At 57.2% G+C, this 16,241-nt stretch carries 14 protein-coding genes; 11 read left to right on the top strand and 3 right to left on the bottom strand.

Features of this window, described 5'->3' with window-relative positions; genetic code table 11:
- On the bottom strand, nucleotides 1-385 hold a 385-nt coding region (locus IEY52_RS22630), incomplete at its 3' end, for an ATP-binding cassette domain-containing protein (RefSeq protein ID WP_229684925.1).
- Nucleotides 386-498: 113 nt separating this feature from the next.
- Between IEY52_RS22630 and menC the strand changes: the two genes are divergently transcribed.
- The 8 genes from menC to lpdA all read left to right on the top strand — a co-directional run bounded on the left by menC (nucleotide 499) and on the right by lpdA (nucleotide 10,964).
- Nucleotides 499-1,605 (top strand): o-succinylbenzoate synthase, encoded by a 1,107-nt coding sequence (menC, locus tag IEY52_RS22635; RefSeq protein WP_189007451.1) that lies wholly within the window; start codon nucleotides 499-501, stop codon nucleotides 1,603-1,605.
- Complete coding sequence (locus IEY52_RS22640) at nucleotides 1,602-2,378, top strand: GNAT family N-acetyltransferase (RefSeq protein WP_229684926.1); 777 nt, start codon at nucleotides 1,602-1,604, stop codon at nucleotides 2,376-2,378. The genes menC and IEY52_RS22640 overlap by 4 nt, the downstream gene beginning before the upstream one ends.
- Nucleotides 2,379-2,480: 102 nt before the next feature.
- Complete coding sequence (locus IEY52_RS22645; protein WP_189007454.1) at nucleotides 2,481-2,972, top strand: hypothetical protein; 492 nt, start codon at nucleotides 2,481-2,483, stop codon at nucleotides 2,970-2,972.
- Between the two features lie 108 nt (nucleotides 2,973-3,080).
- Nucleotides 3,081-3,926 carry a hypothetical protein gene (locus IEY52_RS22650; RefSeq protein ID WP_189007457.1) on the top strand — a complete coding sequence of 282 codons (846 nt, stop codon included), beginning with the start codon at nucleotides 3,081-3,083 and terminating at the stop codon, nucleotides 3,924-3,926.
- A 56-nt stretch (nucleotides 3,927-3,982) separates the two neighbouring features.
- Entirely contained in the window at nucleotides 3,983-5,146 is a 1,164-nt protein-coding gene (locus IEY52_RS22655) for a pyridoxal phosphate-dependent aminotransferase (protein WP_189007460.1), read from the top strand.
- 147 nt (nucleotides 5,147-5,293) lie between these two features.
- Nucleotides 5,294-8,092, top strand: coding sequence for a 2-oxoglutarate dehydrogenase E1 component (locus IEY52_RS22660; RefSeq protein WP_189007463.1), 2,799 nt, complete (start codon nucleotides 5,294-5,296; stop codon nucleotides 8,090-8,092).
- 95 nt (nucleotides 8,093-8,187) lie between these two features.
- Nucleotides 8,188-9,417 (top strand): 2-oxoglutarate dehydrogenase complex dihydrolipoyllysine-residue succinyltransferase, encoded by a 1,230-nt coding sequence (odhB, locus tag IEY52_RS22665; protein ID WP_189007466.1) that lies wholly within the window; start codon nucleotides 8,188-8,190, stop codon nucleotides 9,415-9,417.
- A gap of 140 nt (nucleotides 9,418-9,557) precedes the next feature.
- Entirely contained in the window at nucleotides 9,558-10,964 is a 1,407-nt protein-coding gene (lpdA, locus tag IEY52_RS22670; protein ID WP_189007468.1) for a dihydrolipoyl dehydrogenase, read from the top strand.
- Nucleotides 10,965-11,059: 95 nt separating this feature from the next.
- On the opposite strand, the gene IEY52_RS22675 is transcribed toward lpdA, so the two are convergent.
- On the bottom strand, nucleotides 11,060-11,389 hold the full coding sequence (locus IEY52_RS22675) for a hypothetical protein (protein ID WP_189007471.1): 330 nt from the start codon (nucleotides 11,387-11,389) through the stop codon (nucleotides 11,060-11,062).
- Between the two features lie 73 nt (nucleotides 11,390-11,462).
- On the opposite strand from IEY52_RS22675, the gene IEY52_RS22680 reads away from it, so the two are divergent.
- Nucleotides 11,463-11,987: a cyclin-dependent kinase inhibitor 3 family protein gene (locus IEY52_RS22680; protein ID WP_189007474.1), complete on the top strand. Its 525-nt coding sequence runs from the start codon at nucleotides 11,463-11,465 to the stop codon at nucleotides 11,985-11,987.
- 53 nt (nucleotides 11,988-12,040) lie between these two features.
- On the opposite strand, the gene IEY52_RS22685 is transcribed toward IEY52_RS22680, so the two are convergent.
- Nucleotides 12,041-12,547, bottom strand: coding sequence for a pyridoxamine 5'-phosphate oxidase family protein (locus IEY52_RS22685; protein ID WP_189007477.1), 507 nt, complete (start codon nucleotides 12,545-12,547; stop codon nucleotides 12,041-12,043).
- A gap of 391 nt (nucleotides 12,548-12,938) precedes the next feature.
- Here IEY52_RS22685 and IEY52_RS22690 point away from each other — a divergent pair, with 391 nt between their 5' ends.
- The gene (locus IEY52_RS22690) at nucleotides 12,939-13,430 is read left to right on the top strand and encodes a hypothetical protein (protein ID WP_189007480.1); all 492 of its coding nucleotides are present in this window, start codon (nucleotides 12,939-12,941) and stop codon (nucleotides 13,428-13,430) included.
- Between the two features lie 8 nt (nucleotides 13,431-13,438).
- On the top strand, nucleotides 13,439-16,195 hold the full coding sequence (locus IEY52_RS22695; protein ID WP_189007483.1) for a beta strand repeat-containing protein: 2,757 nt from the start codon (nucleotides 13,439-13,441) through the stop codon (nucleotides 16,193-16,195).
- Nucleotides 16,196-16,241: the final 46 nt, after the last annotated feature.

A 16,241-nucleotide genomic window follows, 5' to 3' on the forward strand; every position in this document is an offset into this window, starting at 1 on the left:
GCTCGGCTTTCTTTTTGTCCCATTTGCGCACCCGGATCGGAGCCAGCGTGATGTTCTGCAGCACCGTCAGGTGCGGGAACAGGTTGAACTGCTGGAAGACCATCCCCACTTCCCGCCGGATCTGGTCGATGTTTTTGACATCGTTGTTGAGTAACGTGCCGTCCACGGTGATGGTGCCGCCCTGGTGTTGCTCGAGGTGGTTGATGGTGCGGATGAAGGTGGATTTTCCTGATCCGGAGGGGCCAATGATGACGACGACCTCACCCTGTTTGACGGTGATGGACACGTCCCGGAGGGCGTGGTAAGCGCCGTAATGTTTGTTGACTTTCTCGGCAATGATGATGTCTCTGGCGCTCTGGAGTCTGGCTGGATACTGGTATCCCATGCAGATCATTGTATACAGGTTGCTGGGATCTGGCTGCGCCTCTCCATATTACACCCGATCCAGCCATGCGCCATTTTGCTTAATCCCAGAAGCAGCGTGTTATACCTCATAGCATGAAAATTGAATCCGCCACCCTGCAGCTCATCGAGCTTCCCCTCAAGTTTCGCTTTGAGACCTCTTTTGGCGTGCAGACCAGACGCACCATTCTGGTTTTGACCCTCAGGGGGGAAGGGCTGGAAGGATACGGCGAGAGCGTGATGGAAATGCTGCCCCAGTACCGGGAGGAAACCACACCTGGCGCAGAGTACCTGCTGAAAGAGGTGCTGCTGCCCCGTGTGCTGGGCAAGACCTTCAACAACCCGCAGGAATTGGGTCTGGTGCTGGCTCCCTTCAAGGGGAACCGCATGGCCAAAGCCGTGCTGGAAATGGCTTTCTGGGACTTGTGGGCCAGAAGCCTGCAGGTGTCCCTCTCCCACCTGATTGGAGGGGTGCGCAAAGAAGTCACCGTGGGGGTGTCGCTGGGCATTCAGCCCACTGTGGATGACACCGTGAGGTCCGTGGAAAAACATGTGATGCAGGGGTACCGCCGCATCAAACTGAAAATCAAACCCGGCTGGGACCTGAACATCGTCAAGGACGTGCGGGCCGAATTCCCGGACATCACTTTGACTGTGGATGCCAACAGTGCCTACACCATGGCGGATGTGCGCACCTTCCAGAAAATGGATGCTTACCAGCTGGATTACATCGAGCAGCCTCTGGCCCATGAAGACCTGCATGACCATGCCAAACTGCAGAAATTGATCCAGACGCCCCTGTGCCTGGACGAGAGCATCCTCTCCAGTGAGGACACCCGCAAAGCCCTGGAAACCCACGCTGGAAGGGTGATCAACCTGAAACCTGCCCGTGTGGGTGGGGTCAGTGAAAGCCTGAAAATCCACACCGTGGCCCAGTCTTTCGGGGTTCCATTGTGGATGGGGGGCATGCTGGAAGCCGGAGTGGGACGGGCCTTCAACATCCACATTTCCAGCCTGCCCGGATTCACCAAGCCCGGTGACACCTCGAGTTCCAGCCGTTACTGGGAAACCGACATCATCAACGAGCCTTTGGAAGCTGTGGACGGTCTGATGCCTGTTCCTGTTGGCCCCGGAATCGGGGTGACTTTGAATCAGGATTTCCTGAAAACCATCACGCTGCGCCAGCATGAGGTCAAGGCGTGAGTTTGATCCGGGAACTGAAAGACCACAGCGAAATTCAGCAGATTCAGGAATTGCAGGCCCAGGTGTGGGGCCGCAGTGAACTGGACATCGTGCCTCAGGGTCTGACCGTGGCTTTCATTTACCAGGGTGGGCTGGTGGCTGCTGCCTATGAAGGTCCAGAGATGATTGGTTTTGTGATGGGCATTCCCACCGCAGACCCCAGAAAGCAGCACTCCCACATGCTGGGGGTGTTGCCTGAGTACCGGGGCAGCGATGTCGCGGTGCAGCTCAAGCGCTTCCAGCGGGACTGGTGCCTGTCCAGAGGCATTGATACGGTGGTGTGGAGTTATGACCCGCTGCGTTCTGTGAATGCCAACTTCAATGTGCGCAAACTGGGGGCGGTGGTGCGGGAATACCACCCGAACCTGTATGGCCAGATGAGCGGGGTGAATGCCGGGGTGGACAGCGACCGGGTGATTGCAGAATGGAACCTGCTGGACCCACAGGTGTACCAGCGCATTTATGCCCCTCCGGTGACCCCGGACATCCAGCACCTCCCCTGCATCAACATGGGCCTGGACAACCAGTTGAACTTGCAGGACCCCACCCTGCTGTACCAGCTTCCCGAGGATTTTGGGGCTTTGCTGAAAGATGATCTGGAGGCAGCAAAACAGGTGCGTGCTGCAGGTCGAGAAGCCCTCACCCATTACCTGAGGCAGGGATACACCATCACAGACTTTGTGCGCCAGCAGGGAAATTTTTACCTGCTGACCAGAGAAAAACCACGACCTTAAGCTTTGTCCTGAAACCTTACAGAAAGATTAAACCGTTCAGGGCTTTTCGTGAACGGTTGCTTTTTGCTCTGCGTATTAAAGTAAAGACAGATGGAAAGGCCCGTGGAACAGCTCCTCCTTGAGTACCAGGATTACGTTCTGGCGTACCGCCTGAAACGCATGGTGGGCGGAAAACTCGGGCCCAGAAACCAGAAACTTTCCCTGCAGGAGTATGCCAGAATCCGCCTCAGGCGCATGGAACTGGCCGGAAAGCTGGTCAGCACCGGGATGGAACCCGCTGAGCTTTCCGAACTTGATGACCTCACCGATGAAATGAATTACGGCTTCTGGTACAACCCCAGATGCGTCAGTGAATTCTTGCATGCGGTGCTTTTCGCAGGACGTGATGTGGTGTTCTTTGAAGAGGAAGGTTTCCTGAAACTGCTGACCCCTGCAGAGTTGCAACGCCTCGGGGAAGGGACCAGAGAGCTATACAACAAATATGCTGCCTGTTTCCGTCTGGCCTCGCCCGGCATCAACCCAGAGGTGCTGGAGCGCATTTATCAGGTGATTGAAAAGTCTCACGTTCCTCTGTTTATTGATGAACTACAATGACCCCTGGGTCAGTCCAACACTTTTGTGTCAGAAAAAACCATTATAATGGGTTCAACCCATTGTGAACGCATGTCAATCCCGGGAATCCATCCCGTGTCAGGTGGTCGTATGCCGCGTAAAAAAACAACCCAAACGCCAGATGTGGATGGAACGCTGATTGAAGCGCCTCCATCTGCAGATGACTCTGCTTTGCACCTTCCCCTTCCCTCCAATGTTTTGCTTTCTGCAGAAGTCAGCCGCAGTGCCAAACCCACCCGCGCCACCCGCAAAAGCACCTCCAAAAAAACCATTGAACAACCCCTTCTGGAAACCCCGGTTGCACCCCGACTGGAAACTTCACTGGCCGTCGGTGCTGCCGCAGAATTGACAGTTGTGGAAATTGCAGCTGTGGAGGTTGCAGTCCTCGATGCCACAGACCTGGCCGATGAGTCTGCCCTGGACATCGACGCGCCCCCAGATGCTCCCCTGCCTGCAGAGCTGAACAGCTATGTCACCTCCATCAAAAGCAGCAAAACATCAGGAAGCCTGGATCCCCTGAAGCTTCCCTTGCTGGATTATCGTCCAGCTTATCTGGCCCCGGATGAAAAAGTGCATGTGCTGCTCACAGGCCTGCACATGTTCTCCGAGCAGAACCCTTTGCTGGACAACATCGGATGCAGAATCATTCGCACGGTGCAGTATCACCTGTCCAGCCCCCTCAGTGACTACGTGTTCACGGAAGGCATGCGGCCCCAGGCGTCCGGGGAACTGCTGATCACCAGCAAAAGACTGGTCTTCAACAGCGTTTCTTCCTTCCTGACCGTCAAATGGGAAGAACTCGAAAGCGTGGACTCCTTCTCCAACGCCCTGAGGCTCAACATCCGTCACCTCAGGCATGGATTGATTTTCAGCATGCAGGACCGCATCCAGATCGATCAGGCCAGCAGGACGCTGTCGCATTATTTGAACCAGTAAGCGCTGTGTAAACGAGCGAGGCGAGGGAAGTCACTGCAGGTGTTACACTCCCCTCTATGCGGGAACTCAACCCAGTTTTGCAGACCTTCAGAGACAGCCCTTTCACCCAGATGACCCTGCGTGCCCTGGAACTGGGGGCTGTGAATCTGGGGCAGGGATTTCCAGACCATGCCCCTCCAGCCTTTGTGCAGGAAGCTTTGCAACAGTCCTTCACTGGACCCCAGCAATATGTGCCTGTGGCAGGTTTGCTGTCTCTGCGTGAAGAACTGGCGAGGGATGCAAAAAAACGCCTGGGCCTGAATCTGGACGCTGCCACCGAAGTGACCATCACTGCAGGGGCCACAGAAGCCGTGCAGAGTGCCTTGCAGGGCATCTTGCAGCCTGGGGATGAGGTGGTCATTCTGGAGCCCACCTACGACATGTATGCTCCCCAGGTGAAACTGGCAGGTGGTGTTCCGGTGTTTGTGCCCCTCAAATTTGAGGGAAGCTATGTGCTGGATGCAGAGGGTTTAAAGTCTGCCCTCTCCGAGAAAACCAGGGTGATCATCCTGAACACCCCCCACAATCCCACGGGCAAGGTGTTCACAAAGGCGGAATTGCAAGCCATTGCAGCTCTGGCCATCCAGCATGACCTGTACGTGATCTCCGATGAGGTCTATGACCGCCTGACTTACGGTGCAGCGCACACCTGCATTCACACGCTGGAAGGGATGCAGGACCGGACCATCACGGTGGGCAGTGCGGGCAAGACTTTTGCGGTGACCGGATGGCGGGTGGGCTGGGCGTTTGCCAGTGCAGCCCTCTCAAAAGCCATCCGGGGGGTGCACCAGTGGGTGTCTTTCTGTGCCCCCAGTCCTTTGCAGCAAGCCACCATGCTGGCTTTAAAGACCGCCCAGACGTTTGATTACTCGGCCAGCGTGCAGCAGGATTATGTGCAAAAAAGGGATTTCCTCTCCTCTGCCTTGCAGGAAGCAGGTTTTCCCATCTCCCGGCCCGAAGGGGGTTACTTTGTGGTGGCAGATGTCTCCCATATGGGCATGACCGAACAGCAGGCCTGTGACTGGATGCTCAAAGTGGTGGGGGTGGCCAGCATTCCGATGGGGGTTTTTTACGATCAGGGGGTCAGTCCCTTTGCAGGTTTGCGCTTTGCTTTCTGCAAAGGACAGGAGACCCTGGAGCAGGCTGCTGAGCGATTGTATGCTGGATGCAAAGTGCTGTAAGGCTTGAATTTCTGCACCTCTGTCTTCAAATTTCCGGGCTTTCTTTTCAGGGTCGTGCAAAAAACGTATGTACTCTGAGAGTTACAGTGACAAATCAAGCATTTCACCTTTTCCCCCCGTGTGTCAGAGGGGTATGCTATAGACGTTATGAAGTCAGCCGAGAGCACGATCATGTACGGAGGAAGTGCCAGTTTCCTGGAAGCCCTGTATGAAGATTATCTGGGTGACCCCTCATCGGTAGCGCCTGAGTGGCGCCGTTTTTTTGAGGGCAATGGTGCACCCACCGACACACCCCACTCTCCAGTGCAGCAAGCCTTCCTGGCCCTCGGTCAGAAGCCCCTGCTGCGTTTCACTGGGCTCAATGGTCACAGTGCTGTCACGGCCAAAGAAGGCAAGGCCAACACCGGCATTTCCGCCTACATTGCGGCTTACCGCCTGCTGGGACACCTGCGGGCCAAAATCGATCCGCTGAACCTGCGCAAGGAAGAAGATGTTCCAGAGCTTTCGCTGGGCTTTTATGGCCTCACCGAAGCCGATCTGTCTTCCCATGTGGAAGATGGCGGTTTCAAAGGCACCCTGGCCGAAGTGCGCGGACAGCTGTTGCAAACCTACTGCGGGTCCATCGGCTATGAATATGTGTACATTCCTTCTGAGGAACGCCAGTGGCTGCAAAAGCGCATTGAAGACGCCAAGGCCCGCTTCAATTTCAGTGCAGACACCAAAAAGCGCGTCCTGAGAAAGCTCACCAGTGCTGAAGGTCTGGAGCGTTACCTGCACGTGCGTTATGTGGGTCAGAAACGTTTCTCCCTGGAAGGCACCGAAACCCTGATCCCCATGCTGGACAGCATTGTGCTTCGTGCAGGCAAACTGGGTGTCAAGGATGTGGTGGTCGGGATGGCCCACCGTGGCCGTCTGAATGTGCTGATCAACATTTTCGGCAAGAAACCCAGAGACCTCTTTGCTGAATTCGATGGCAAGAAAACCATCTCCAGCGACTTTGCTGGTGACGTGAAATACCACATGGGCTTTTCCAGTGACGTGCAGACCGAAGGCGGTCCTGTGCACCTGGCCCTGGCCTTCAACCCCTCCCACCTGGAAATCGTGAACCCTGTGGTGGCTGGTTCTGTGCGTGCCCGTCAGGCCCGTCTGGGCGATGTGGAAGGCCGCTCCACGGTGCTTCCCATCGTGCTGCACGGCGACGCTGCTGTGGCAGGGCAAGGTGTGGTGGCTGAGACCCTCAACCTGGCTGGCATCCGTGGCTTCGCTGTGGGTGGAACCCTGCACATCGTGGTCAACAACCAGGTGGGCTTCACCATCTCCGACCTGCGGGATGCCCGCACCAGCCGCTACTGCACCGATGTTGCCAAGATGATTGATGCTCCGGTGTTCCACGTCAATGCCGACGATCCCGAAGCCTGCGTGTGGGCTTCTGAGCTGGCCCTGGATTACCGCCAGACCTTCCACAAGGATGTTTTCATTGATTTGATCGGGTACCGCAAACTGGGCCACAACGAGAGCGACGATCCCAGCATGACCCAGCCCATGATGTACCGCAAGATCCAGGCCAACCCTGGCACCCGTGCGCTGTACGGTCAGGTGCTGGCCAGGGAAGGAGTCATCTCCGAGAAAGACCCTGAAACCTATGTGGAAGAGTACCGTGCTGCCCTGGAAAAAGGCGACACCGTTGCAGACGCAGTGGAAACCGACTTCAATGCAGAGCGTTCCAAACAATGGAAAACTGTGCTGGGCACCCACTGGACGGCACCCGCCAACACAGCCGTGGATCCTGAAAGCCTGCAAAAAGTGGGGCAGGCCATCACCACCATCCCCGAAAGCTTCAAGCTGCACCGGGGTGTGGAGCGTGTGGCCAAAGCCCGCCGCGACATGGTGGACGGCAAACAACCCCTGGACTGGGGCATGGCCGAAAACCTCGCTTACGGCACCCTGCTGAACGAGGGCTTCAACGTGCGCCTGTGCGGTGAAGACGCTGGACGCGGAACCTTCACCCACCGCCATGCCGTGTGGCACAACCAGCTCACCGAGGACATCCCCGAAGGCGAAGAGTACCTGACCCTCGCCCACGTGTCTGAAAACCAGGGCCGTGTGGAAGTCATCGACTCCACCCTCTCTGAAGAAGCTGTGCTGGCCTACGAGTACGGATACGCTGCCACCGATCCTTCTACGCTGGTGCTGTGGGAAGCCCAGTTCGGTGATTTTGCCAACTGCGCCCAGCCCGTGATTGACCAGTTCATCTCGAGCAGCGAAGCCAAATGGGGCCGTCTGGCCGGACTGGTGATGCTGCTTCCCCACGGCTACGAAGGCCAGGGACCTGAGCACTCCAGCGCCCGTCTGGAACGCTTCATGCAGCTGACCGCCCAGGACAACATCCAGGTGGTGGTGCCCTCCACCCCTGCACAGGTGTTCCACATGCTGCGCCGCCAGATCATCCGCAACTACCGCAAACCCCTGGTGGTGATGACCGGCAAGAGCCTGCTCAGAAACCCCCTGTGTGTGTCTTCCCTGGAAGACCTGACGAACGGCAAATTCCAGGAGATCATTCCTGACACTGCTGCTGTCAAAGAAGAAGTCAACCGTGTGGTGCTGTGTTCTGGCAAGCTGTACTTTGAACTGTTCAAGGCCCGTGAAGAAGCTGGCCTGAAGAACGTCGCCATCGTGCGCATCGAACAACTCTACCCCTTTGCCCACGATCAGCTGAAAGGCATCCTGGAGCAGTACCCCGGAGCAGAAGTGGTGTGGGCCCAGGAAGAACCCCGCAACATGGGGGCCTGGATGTTCGTGCGCGAGGACATCGAGCAGAGCATGCAAAGCGGACAGACCCTGAAGGACGCGACCCGTCCCCGCAGCGCCAGTCCCGCAGTGGGTTACACCAGCAAGCACAACCAGGAGCAGCAGGACGTGATCCAGCGCGCCCTGGGATTAAAATAAAAAGGAAGCCCCCGGGCAGTGGGAGACCACTGCCCTTTTCATGCCGCCCCGCCGCAATCCCGCACGGGGTATGATCCTGAAGGAGACCCAGACACATGACTGTTGACGTAAAAGTTCCTGTATTTTCAGAGTCCGTGAGCGAAGGCACCCTCTTGGGGTGGAAGAAACAGAAAGGTCAGGCCGTGGCCAAAGGCGACGTCCTGATTGAAATTGAAACCGACAAGGTGGTTCTGGAAGTGTACGCCCAGGATGCTGGCGTGCTGACCGACACCCTCAAGAATGAAGGCGACACCGTCACCAGCGAAGAAGTCATTGCCAGAATCGACACCGCTGCCAGTGCCGCTGCTGCCCCCGCTGCAACCCCCGCAGCCCCCGAAGAACCCAAAAAAGACAGTGCCAAGGCCGAACTGCCCCAGGGTCCCACCCAGGTGCACACCACCAGCGGAGACTTCTCCCCTGCCGTGCGCAAACTGGTCGCCGAGAGTGGTGTGAACCCCGCTGAAGTGCAGGCCACCGGTCCCAAAGGCAACATCACCAAGGGCGACGTGCTGACCCACATCAGCAAACCTGTCAGCCAGACCCCTGTGCAAGTGGCCCCTGTACAAATTGATCTGCCCGCTGGTGCCCGTCCTGACCAGCGCGTGCCCATGACCCGCATCCGCCAGACCATCTCCAAGCGTCTGAAAGAAGTGCAGAACACCGCCGCCATCCTGACCACCTTCAACGAAGTGGACATGAAACCCATCATGGATCTTCGCAAGAAGTACCAGGATGAGTTCGTGAAGAAGCACGGCATCAAACTGGGCTTCATGAGCTTCTTCGTGCGTGCCGCCACCGAGGCCCTCAAAGCCTACCCCGTGATCAATGCCAGCGTGGACGGCAACGACATCATCTACCACGGCTACTACGACATCGGAATTGCCGTGGCCAGCGAACGCGGTCTGGTGGTGCCGATCCTGCGCAACACCGACCAGTCCAACCTCGCAGACATCGAGAAGCAGATCGGTGAATACGCCCAGAAAGCCAAGAACGGCAAACTGGGTCTGGACGACATGACCGGAGGCACCTTCTCCATCACCAACGGTGGAACCTTCGGCAGCATGCTCTCCACCCCCATCCTGAACGCCCCCCAGAGCGCCATTCTGGGCATGCACAACATCGTGGAGCGCCCCGTGGCCGAAAACGGACAGGTGGTGATTCGCCCCATCATGTACGTGGCCCTCAGCTACGACCACCGCATCATCGACGGACGCGAAGCTGTGCAGTTCCTGGTGACCATCAAGAAACTGCTGGAAGATCCCGCCCGCCTGCTGCTGGATCTGTAAGATCTCTGCCTCTAAACCCCCTGCTTCTCGCAGGCTCGAAGCTGTCCCCCCTCTTCGAGTGGGGACATTTCCCTGAGCGAGCAAGCTTCCCCTCTCAACCATCCCTCCTTCACCAGAAGGGGGGATTCAGGAGAAGAACCATGTCTGAATACGATGTTCTGGTGATTGGTGGTGGCCCCGGTGGTTATGTGGCTGCCATTCGCGCTGCCCAGCTGGGCTTCAAAGTGGCCTGTGTGGACGCTTTCAGCAACAAGGAAGGCAAACAGTCCCTGGGCGGAACCTGCCTGAATGTGGGATGCATTCCCTCCAAAGCCCTGCTGGATTCCACCCACAAGCTGGAAGCCGTGCAGCATGAATATGCAGACCACGGCATTGAGGTTTCCGGGGTCAAACTGGATCTTGCCAAACTGATGGGCCGCAAAGACAGCATCGTCAAACAGCTGACGGGCGGCATCCAGATGCTGTTCAAGAAGAACAAGGTCACCGCTTACCACGGTTACGGCACCCTGGACCGCCAGGAAGGCGAACAGTGGGTGGTGAAAGTCGGAGAAGAGGAACTGAAAGCCAGGCACGTGATTCTGGCCACCGGATCCAAACCCCGCGAGCTGCCTTTCTTCAAGTTTGGTGGCAACATCCTGGACAACGTTGGTGCACTGAGTCTGGACCAGATTCCTGCAAAACTCGGTGTGATTGGTGCAGGTGTGATCGGTCTGGAACTGGGCAGCGTGTGGCGTCGGATGGGTTCAGAAGTGACTGCACTGGAAGCAGGTGGGTTCCTGGAAATTGCCGATGAAGGCATCGCCAAAGAAGCCCTCCGTCACTTCCAGAAACAGGGCATGAAGATCATTCTGAACGTCAAGATCTCCAGAGTGGAAGACCTGGGCGACAAAGTGGTGGTGACCTACACCGATGGCAACGGAGAGCAGACCTACGAGTGCGACAAACTGATCGCCTCTGTGGGCCGCATTCCCAACACCGACAACCTCGGGGCAGCAAAAGTGGGTCTGGAACTCACCGAACGGGGCTTCATCAAGATCGATGAGCACTACCACACCAACCTGAAAGGCGTGTACGCCATCGGGGACGTGGTGGGTGGCCTGATGCTGGCCCACAAAGCCGAAGATGAGGGTGTGGCCTGCGCCGAATTGATCGCCGGTCAGGCCGGACACGTGAACTACGACTGTGTTCCCAGCGTGATTTACACCAGCCCTGAAATTGCCTGGGTGGGACCCACCGAGAAGCAACTGAAAGACAAAGGCGTGGAATACAAAGTCGGCAGCTTCAAGTTCATTGCCAACGGTCGCGCACTGGCCCACGACGACACCCGTGGTTTCGTGAAGATCATTGCCGATGCCAAAACCGACCGCCTGATCGCTGCCCACATGATTGGCCCCAGCGTGTCAGAGCTGATCGGCGAAGTGGTCACGGTGATGGAATTCGGTGGAAGCGCAGAAGACCTGGCCCGCACCGTGCACGCCCACCCCACCCTCTCCGAAGCGGTGAAGGAAGCTGCAATGGGTGTGGACAAACGCATGATCCACAGCTGAGTTATATTCCATCATTGTTCTGCAGGGGCGCAGCGTGCTGCGCCCTTTTTGGTCTCGTTCTTTACCAGACAGCATACTGCGCCCTTTTTGTTGTCTCAGTCGAATTCGCCCACAATTTTGTCGTCGATCCAGACCGTATACCGTACCAGATGCAGGGATTGCACCGCTGTGTTGGCCACATAATAGGTAAGCCCTCTGGAAGACCACTGGACGTAAAAATGGGATGCACCAGGAAGCCTGGGGAGGTCATAGGTGACCAGAACTTTCAGCACCTGTCGAGGTTGCAAGTCATATACAGTTCCTGTCATTTCGAGCTCAACATACATGGATTGTTCGGAGCTGTTTTCAATGAACACTTCTTCCTGATACAGATCATGCATGGGTTCAGGGTACAGCAGGGCTTTCAGGCAGGAGGTACGCCCCATTGCTTTTCATGGTTTGACGGCCACCCTCAGAAAACCAGATCCAACAGCATGCACCAGCTTAAAATGAATCCATATGGCACAGGACAACCCCATTCTGGCCCCCCATGTTCCGGGCACCCGCATTCACATGACTTTTGCTCCTGGCAAGAAAGGCAGAGGAGCGCTGTCTGGAACGGTGCACAACCGGAACCTGCAAACCGATCTGTTGCGCCTGAGGGACACCTACGAGACCACCCACCTGATCACCCTGGTGGAGGATTTCGAGCTGGACATGCTGCACATTGCAGACCTGAGGGAAGCAGCCCTGCAACTTGGGATGCAGCACCTGCACTTTCCGATTGTGGATTTGAGTGTTCCAGAAGATCTGGATGCCTTTGAGGCTTTTGTGGATGACCTGAAAGCCCTCTATCAGGATGGGGCGACTTTCACCATTCATTGTGTGGGTGGACTGGGACGCACCGGGGTTCTGGCGGCCATTTTGCTGCAGGAACTGCATGGTTACCGTCCTGAAGCGTCTGTGGATGCCGTCAGAAAAGCCAGGAATGGCACCATCCAGACCCGTGAGCAGGAAGATTTTGTGCTGGGATGGAGACAGTGAAACCAGAATAAAAACAGGGCGAGGCACGCCTCGCCCCTACAAAAGCTGGGAGATCAGATTTTCTGTCTTTCGTTCTTGCCTGCATCGTCATGGTTACCAGTGATGGCGGTTTTGATGAAGCTGTAGGCCTGGATGATTTTGCTGCTGGGGCTGTCCCAGTATTCGGCGCTTTCGGCTTCCACTTTGATCAGCACGATGTCCGGGTCATCCTTGCCGTCCGGGAAGAAGGCTGCGTTGATGGGGTTCCAGAGTTCATCGATCTTTTTCTGGTCATCGACCAATTCAGCACGGCCAGAGATGCTGACAAAGCTGTTCTTGCCCGGATGGCTGTAGGCAAGGTTCACCTTGGGGTAGTTGAGCAAATCGCTGATTTTGCCAGATTTTTTGCTGGTCATGAAGTAAAGGGTGCCGTCAAACTGGGCTTCCTGGGTGGCCATGGGTCGGCTGTAAAGTTCGCCGCCTTCATGCTGGGTGGTCAGCATGGCAATACGGATGTCTTTCAGCATGTCGTTGATTTTGGCCAGAAATTCCTGATGGGCGGTGTGTTTGGGATCAGACATAAAAACCTCCTGGGTTTGAATGGGTGCGGTGAATCGACCTTCTGATCATAGAAGCCCCGCTGGATCAGGTGTGTATGTTTTTTTGCAGCTTTGGTGCGTGACCCTGTAAAGCAGCACACAAACTGCTCTGCAAAGCACCACGAACTGGCCTTTAAAGTCAGCTGAAAAAACCTTGCAGGTTTGCAGATTGTGCACAACTGTAAGCATTTCACACTTATTTGGTGAACAAAAAAAGTAAGAAACCCGTGATCTCAACAGGCTTAAGCTGTCACTCAGGTTCAGTTCAGCTGGGCGGTGCAAAAGTATTAACTTCTGTTAATAAACCGCTTTAAGACTCCTGGTACCCACCCCTTAGTACACTGACCTCACTTCAAGTTCTGATGGAGGAACGATGAAAGCACTCACAGCTCTGTGGGTTGTCCCCGTTTTGCTGATTTCTGCCACAACCAGTGCCCTGGTGGTCAAAAGCAGCACCTACCTGGTGACGACCCAAACCAAAGACGGCAAAGTTCAGGAGAATCGCAAACTCAACCCCACTTCGGTGAAGCCCAAAGACCTGCTGGTTCTGACCACTGCAGTGCAAAACGTGACCCAGAAAGCCCTGAGCAATGTTTCCATTGTCCAGCCCATCCCGGAACAAACCCAGTACCTCGCCAACTCGGCCACCCAGCTGGACAGCGCACAACTGCAGTACAGCGCAGACGGTGGCAAAACCTTCGCAAAGGAGCCGCTGAAGAAGACCGTGTTGGTCGAGGAAAATGGCAAAAAGATTGAAAAAGAAGTCACCATCGCCCCCCAGCAATACACCCATGTGAAGTGGGTCCTGAAAAGCATCCAGCCTGAAGCCTCCCAGACGCTCGAAGTTCGCGTCAACGTCCGATAAGGTGACCCATGAACAAGAAACTGCTGATCTCCACCGCTCTCCTGCTTGCCGCTGCTGCCCAGGCCAAAGGCACCCTCGCTGGAACCGAAATTCGCAACGTTGCCTCTGCCAGCTACGTTGATGACCAGGGCCGCGCCCAGTCCACCATCTCCAACCAGGTGATCACGGTCGTTCAAGAGTTGCCTTCTTTCAGCATCACCCCGGACGAAGCCACTGCTGCAGCCACCCCTGCCCAGCAGAAAAGCGCCCTGGCTGGCCAGGAAGTCTACTTCCCCTACACCGTCACCAACACCGGTAACGCCAACATCTCCGTGTCTTTCAGCATGAACGACCTCACCGGCGACAGCGGCAACTTCTCCAGCAAGAAACTCTACCTGGATGCCAACCAGAACGGTCTGGTGGACAGCGGTGAAACCGAAATCACTGCTTCTTCCATCAGCCTGGCTGCCGACGAAGTGGTCAAACTGGTGGCCGCCGTCACCACCCCCGGCACCCTGGTCAACACCAACACCGTGGACCTGAACCTGGTCGGCACCGGCAGCACCGTGGCCTCCGGCTCCTTCGCTGAAGCAGGAAGCGGCGCAGCCCTGCTGAACACCGTCCGTGTCAATGTCACCACCAAGGCCGTGCTGACCTTCAACAAAACCGCCAGTGGCCCCACCTACATCAAGGAAGGCGACACCATCGTCTACACCCTGAAAGGCACCAACAACGGGGGCAGCGCAGCCGCTTCCGTGGCCAACGTGATCCCTGGCAAAAACGGCATCTTCATCTCTGACACCCTGCCCACCAACACCGTGCTGGACACCACCTACACCCCCAACGCCAGCGCCGGGGCCGGGGCCGTCACCGTGTACTACTACGTGGGAAGCGCCTGGACCACCACCATCTCTGCCAGCGCCACCCGTGTGGGCCTGCTGATCGAGAACGTCAACCACGCCACCGCTCCTGGCTTCTTCCCCCAGACCGCCCAGTACTCCCTGGACTTCCGCGTCACGGTCACCGACGGCAACGCCGCCACCGCCATCCCTGCCAACACCAACATCAACAACACCGGTACCCTGACCGTTGACATCGACAACGATGGTGGAACCGACAACTTCACCTCCAACCAGACCACCAACACCATCTCCACCATCTACGCCATCGCAGCTGGTAAAGACAACGGCAGTGGCAAGGCCACCGACGGTCTGACCGGAGACACCATCACCGCTGCTGGCACCGTGTACCAGGGCAGCGTGCTGACCTTCAACGTCAAAGTCACCAACAACGGCAACATCTCTGACAGCTTCACCCTGGCCCTCTCTGGCCTGTCTGACCTGCAGAACTGCCTGCTGTACTACGCCGACGGCATCACCCCCCTGCCCAACACCTTCGGTCCTCTGGCCAGCGGTGCAACCCAGGACATCGTGGTGAAGTGCCAGGTGCCCACCAGCGCCACCGTGGGCAATGTTCCCAGCCTGAAACTGACCGCCACCAGCGTGGGCAACCCCTCCGGAAACGACGCAACCCTGAACGATGGTGTGGACTCCGTGACCCTGCAGGGCACCGCCATCCAGTCCGGTTACGCCATGGACGCCGATGCCACCCCCACCAACGGTGCAGACGCCGATCCTGCCAACGACACCGCCCCCACCCAGAATGTGAACCCTGGCGCAAGCGTGACCTACGGCTTCTCTGTCACCAACAACGGCCAGCAGAACGACACCTACAACCTCACCCCCAACCTCACTGCTTTCCCCGGCTACACCGCCACCATCTACCAGTGGAACGATACCAACAGCAACGGTGTGGTGGACGCTGGTGAAGTGGGCGTGGCTGTGAACTCCACCCCCATCATGAACCCTGCCACCACCACCAAGTATGTGGTCGTGCTGACCCCTCCTTACGGCGACGTGCCCGGTGTGGACAACATCCCTGTGGTGGTGAGCAGCAACAGCAGCGCTGGCCTCTCCGACACCATGACCTTCCCTGTGAACGTGAATGCCGTGAACAGCGTGCAGCTGCTGCCTGACCGCAGCGGAACCGTGGGCGCTCCTGGCACCATCGAGTACACCCACACCGTCACCAACACCGGCAATGCCTCGGCGATCATCGATGTGGCTTCCATGACCAGCGGCAAGGGCTTCACCTACCTGATCTCCACCGACGGCGGTACCACCTTCGCAGTCAACCCCGATCCCTTCCTGCTGGCCGCTGGCACCAACAAGACCATCGTGGTCCGGGTGATTGTTCCCGCAGGCACCGCCATCGGCACCGCTGAAACCCTGGCCGTCACCGCCGGAGTGGACTACAACAACACCGTGCTGGCCAGCTACACCCAGGACGCCACCGTCACCGCCAACGACACCACCACCGTGATCGGGGGCAACCTGAAAGTCAGCAAAGTGGTGGACAAGGGCACCGCCAAACCCGGCGACACCCTCACCTACACCATCAGCTCTCAGAACATCGGCACCCAGCCCATCAGCAAGGTGATCGTGTCTGACCCCACCCCCAACTACACCGACTTCCTGAGCCTGGACATCGACACCGCCACCATCGCCAAGAACAAGGTGCTGGTTTCCAGAGACGGCGGAGCCACCTGGGTCACCTGGGCCACTGCCGATGCCAACAGCGACGGCGTGATCAGTGCCGCTGAATGGGGAAGCAACCGCACCGTCTTCGTGGCCTTCGACACCAACGGCGACGGCACCATCACCAACACCGACTACCTGGCCCCCAGCGCCACCGTCAGCGTGATCTTCAAAGTCAAAGTCCAGTAATTCCACACGGCAGGGTGGAACCCTCCACCCTGCCTCTCTCCTGTCA

Origin of the sequence: Deinococcus roseus, from assembly GCF_014646895.1 — a bacterium.
Taxonomy (GTDB): Bacteria; Deinococcota; Deinococci; order Deinococcales; family Deinococcaceae; genus Deinococcus_C; species Deinococcus_C roseus.

Bases quoted from the DNA above. Each gene is read 5' to 3' on its own strand.
- menC (WP_189007451.1), top strand. From the start codon at position 499: ATGAAAATTGAATCCGCCACCCTGCAGCTCATCGAGCTTCCCCTCAAG.
- IEY52_RS22685 (WP_189007477.1), bottom strand. From the start codon at position 12,547: ATGTCTGATCCCAAACACACCGCCCATCAGGAATTTCTGGCCAAAATC.
- IEY52_RS22675 (WP_189007471.1), bottom strand. From the start codon at position 11,389: ATGGGGCGTACCTCCTGCCTGAAAGCCCTGCTGTACCCTGAACCCATG.
- IEY52_RS22680 (WP_189007474.1), top strand. From the start codon at position 11,463: ATGGCACAGGACAACCCCATTCTGGCCCCCCATGTTCCGGGCACCCGC.
- IEY52_RS22660 (WP_189007463.1), top strand. From the start codon at position 5,294: ATGAAGTCAGCCGAGAGCACGATCATGTACGGAGGAAGTGCCAGTTTC.
- IEY52_RS22650 (WP_189007457.1), top strand. From the start codon at position 3,081: ATGCCGCGTAAAAAAACAACCCAAACGCCAGATGTGGATGGAACGCTG.
- IEY52_RS22690 (WP_189007480.1), top strand. From the start codon at position 12,939: ATGAAAGCACTCACAGCTCTGTGGGTTGTCCCCGTTTTGCTGATTTCT.
- IEY52_RS22695 (WP_189007483.1), top strand. From the start codon at position 13,439: ATGAACAAGAAACTGCTGATCTCCACCGCTCTCCTGCTTGCCGCTGCT.
- IEY52_RS22655 (WP_189007460.1), top strand. From the start codon at position 3,983: ATGCGGGAACTCAACCCAGTTTTGCAGACCTTCAGAGACAGCCCTTTC.
- lpdA (WP_189007468.1), top strand. From the start codon at position 9,558: ATGTCTGAATACGATGTTCTGGTGATTGGTGGTGGCCCCGGTGGTTAT.
- odhB (WP_189007466.1), top strand. From the start codon at position 8,188: ATGACTGTTGACGTAAAAGTTCCTGTATTTTCAGAGTCCGTGAGCGAA.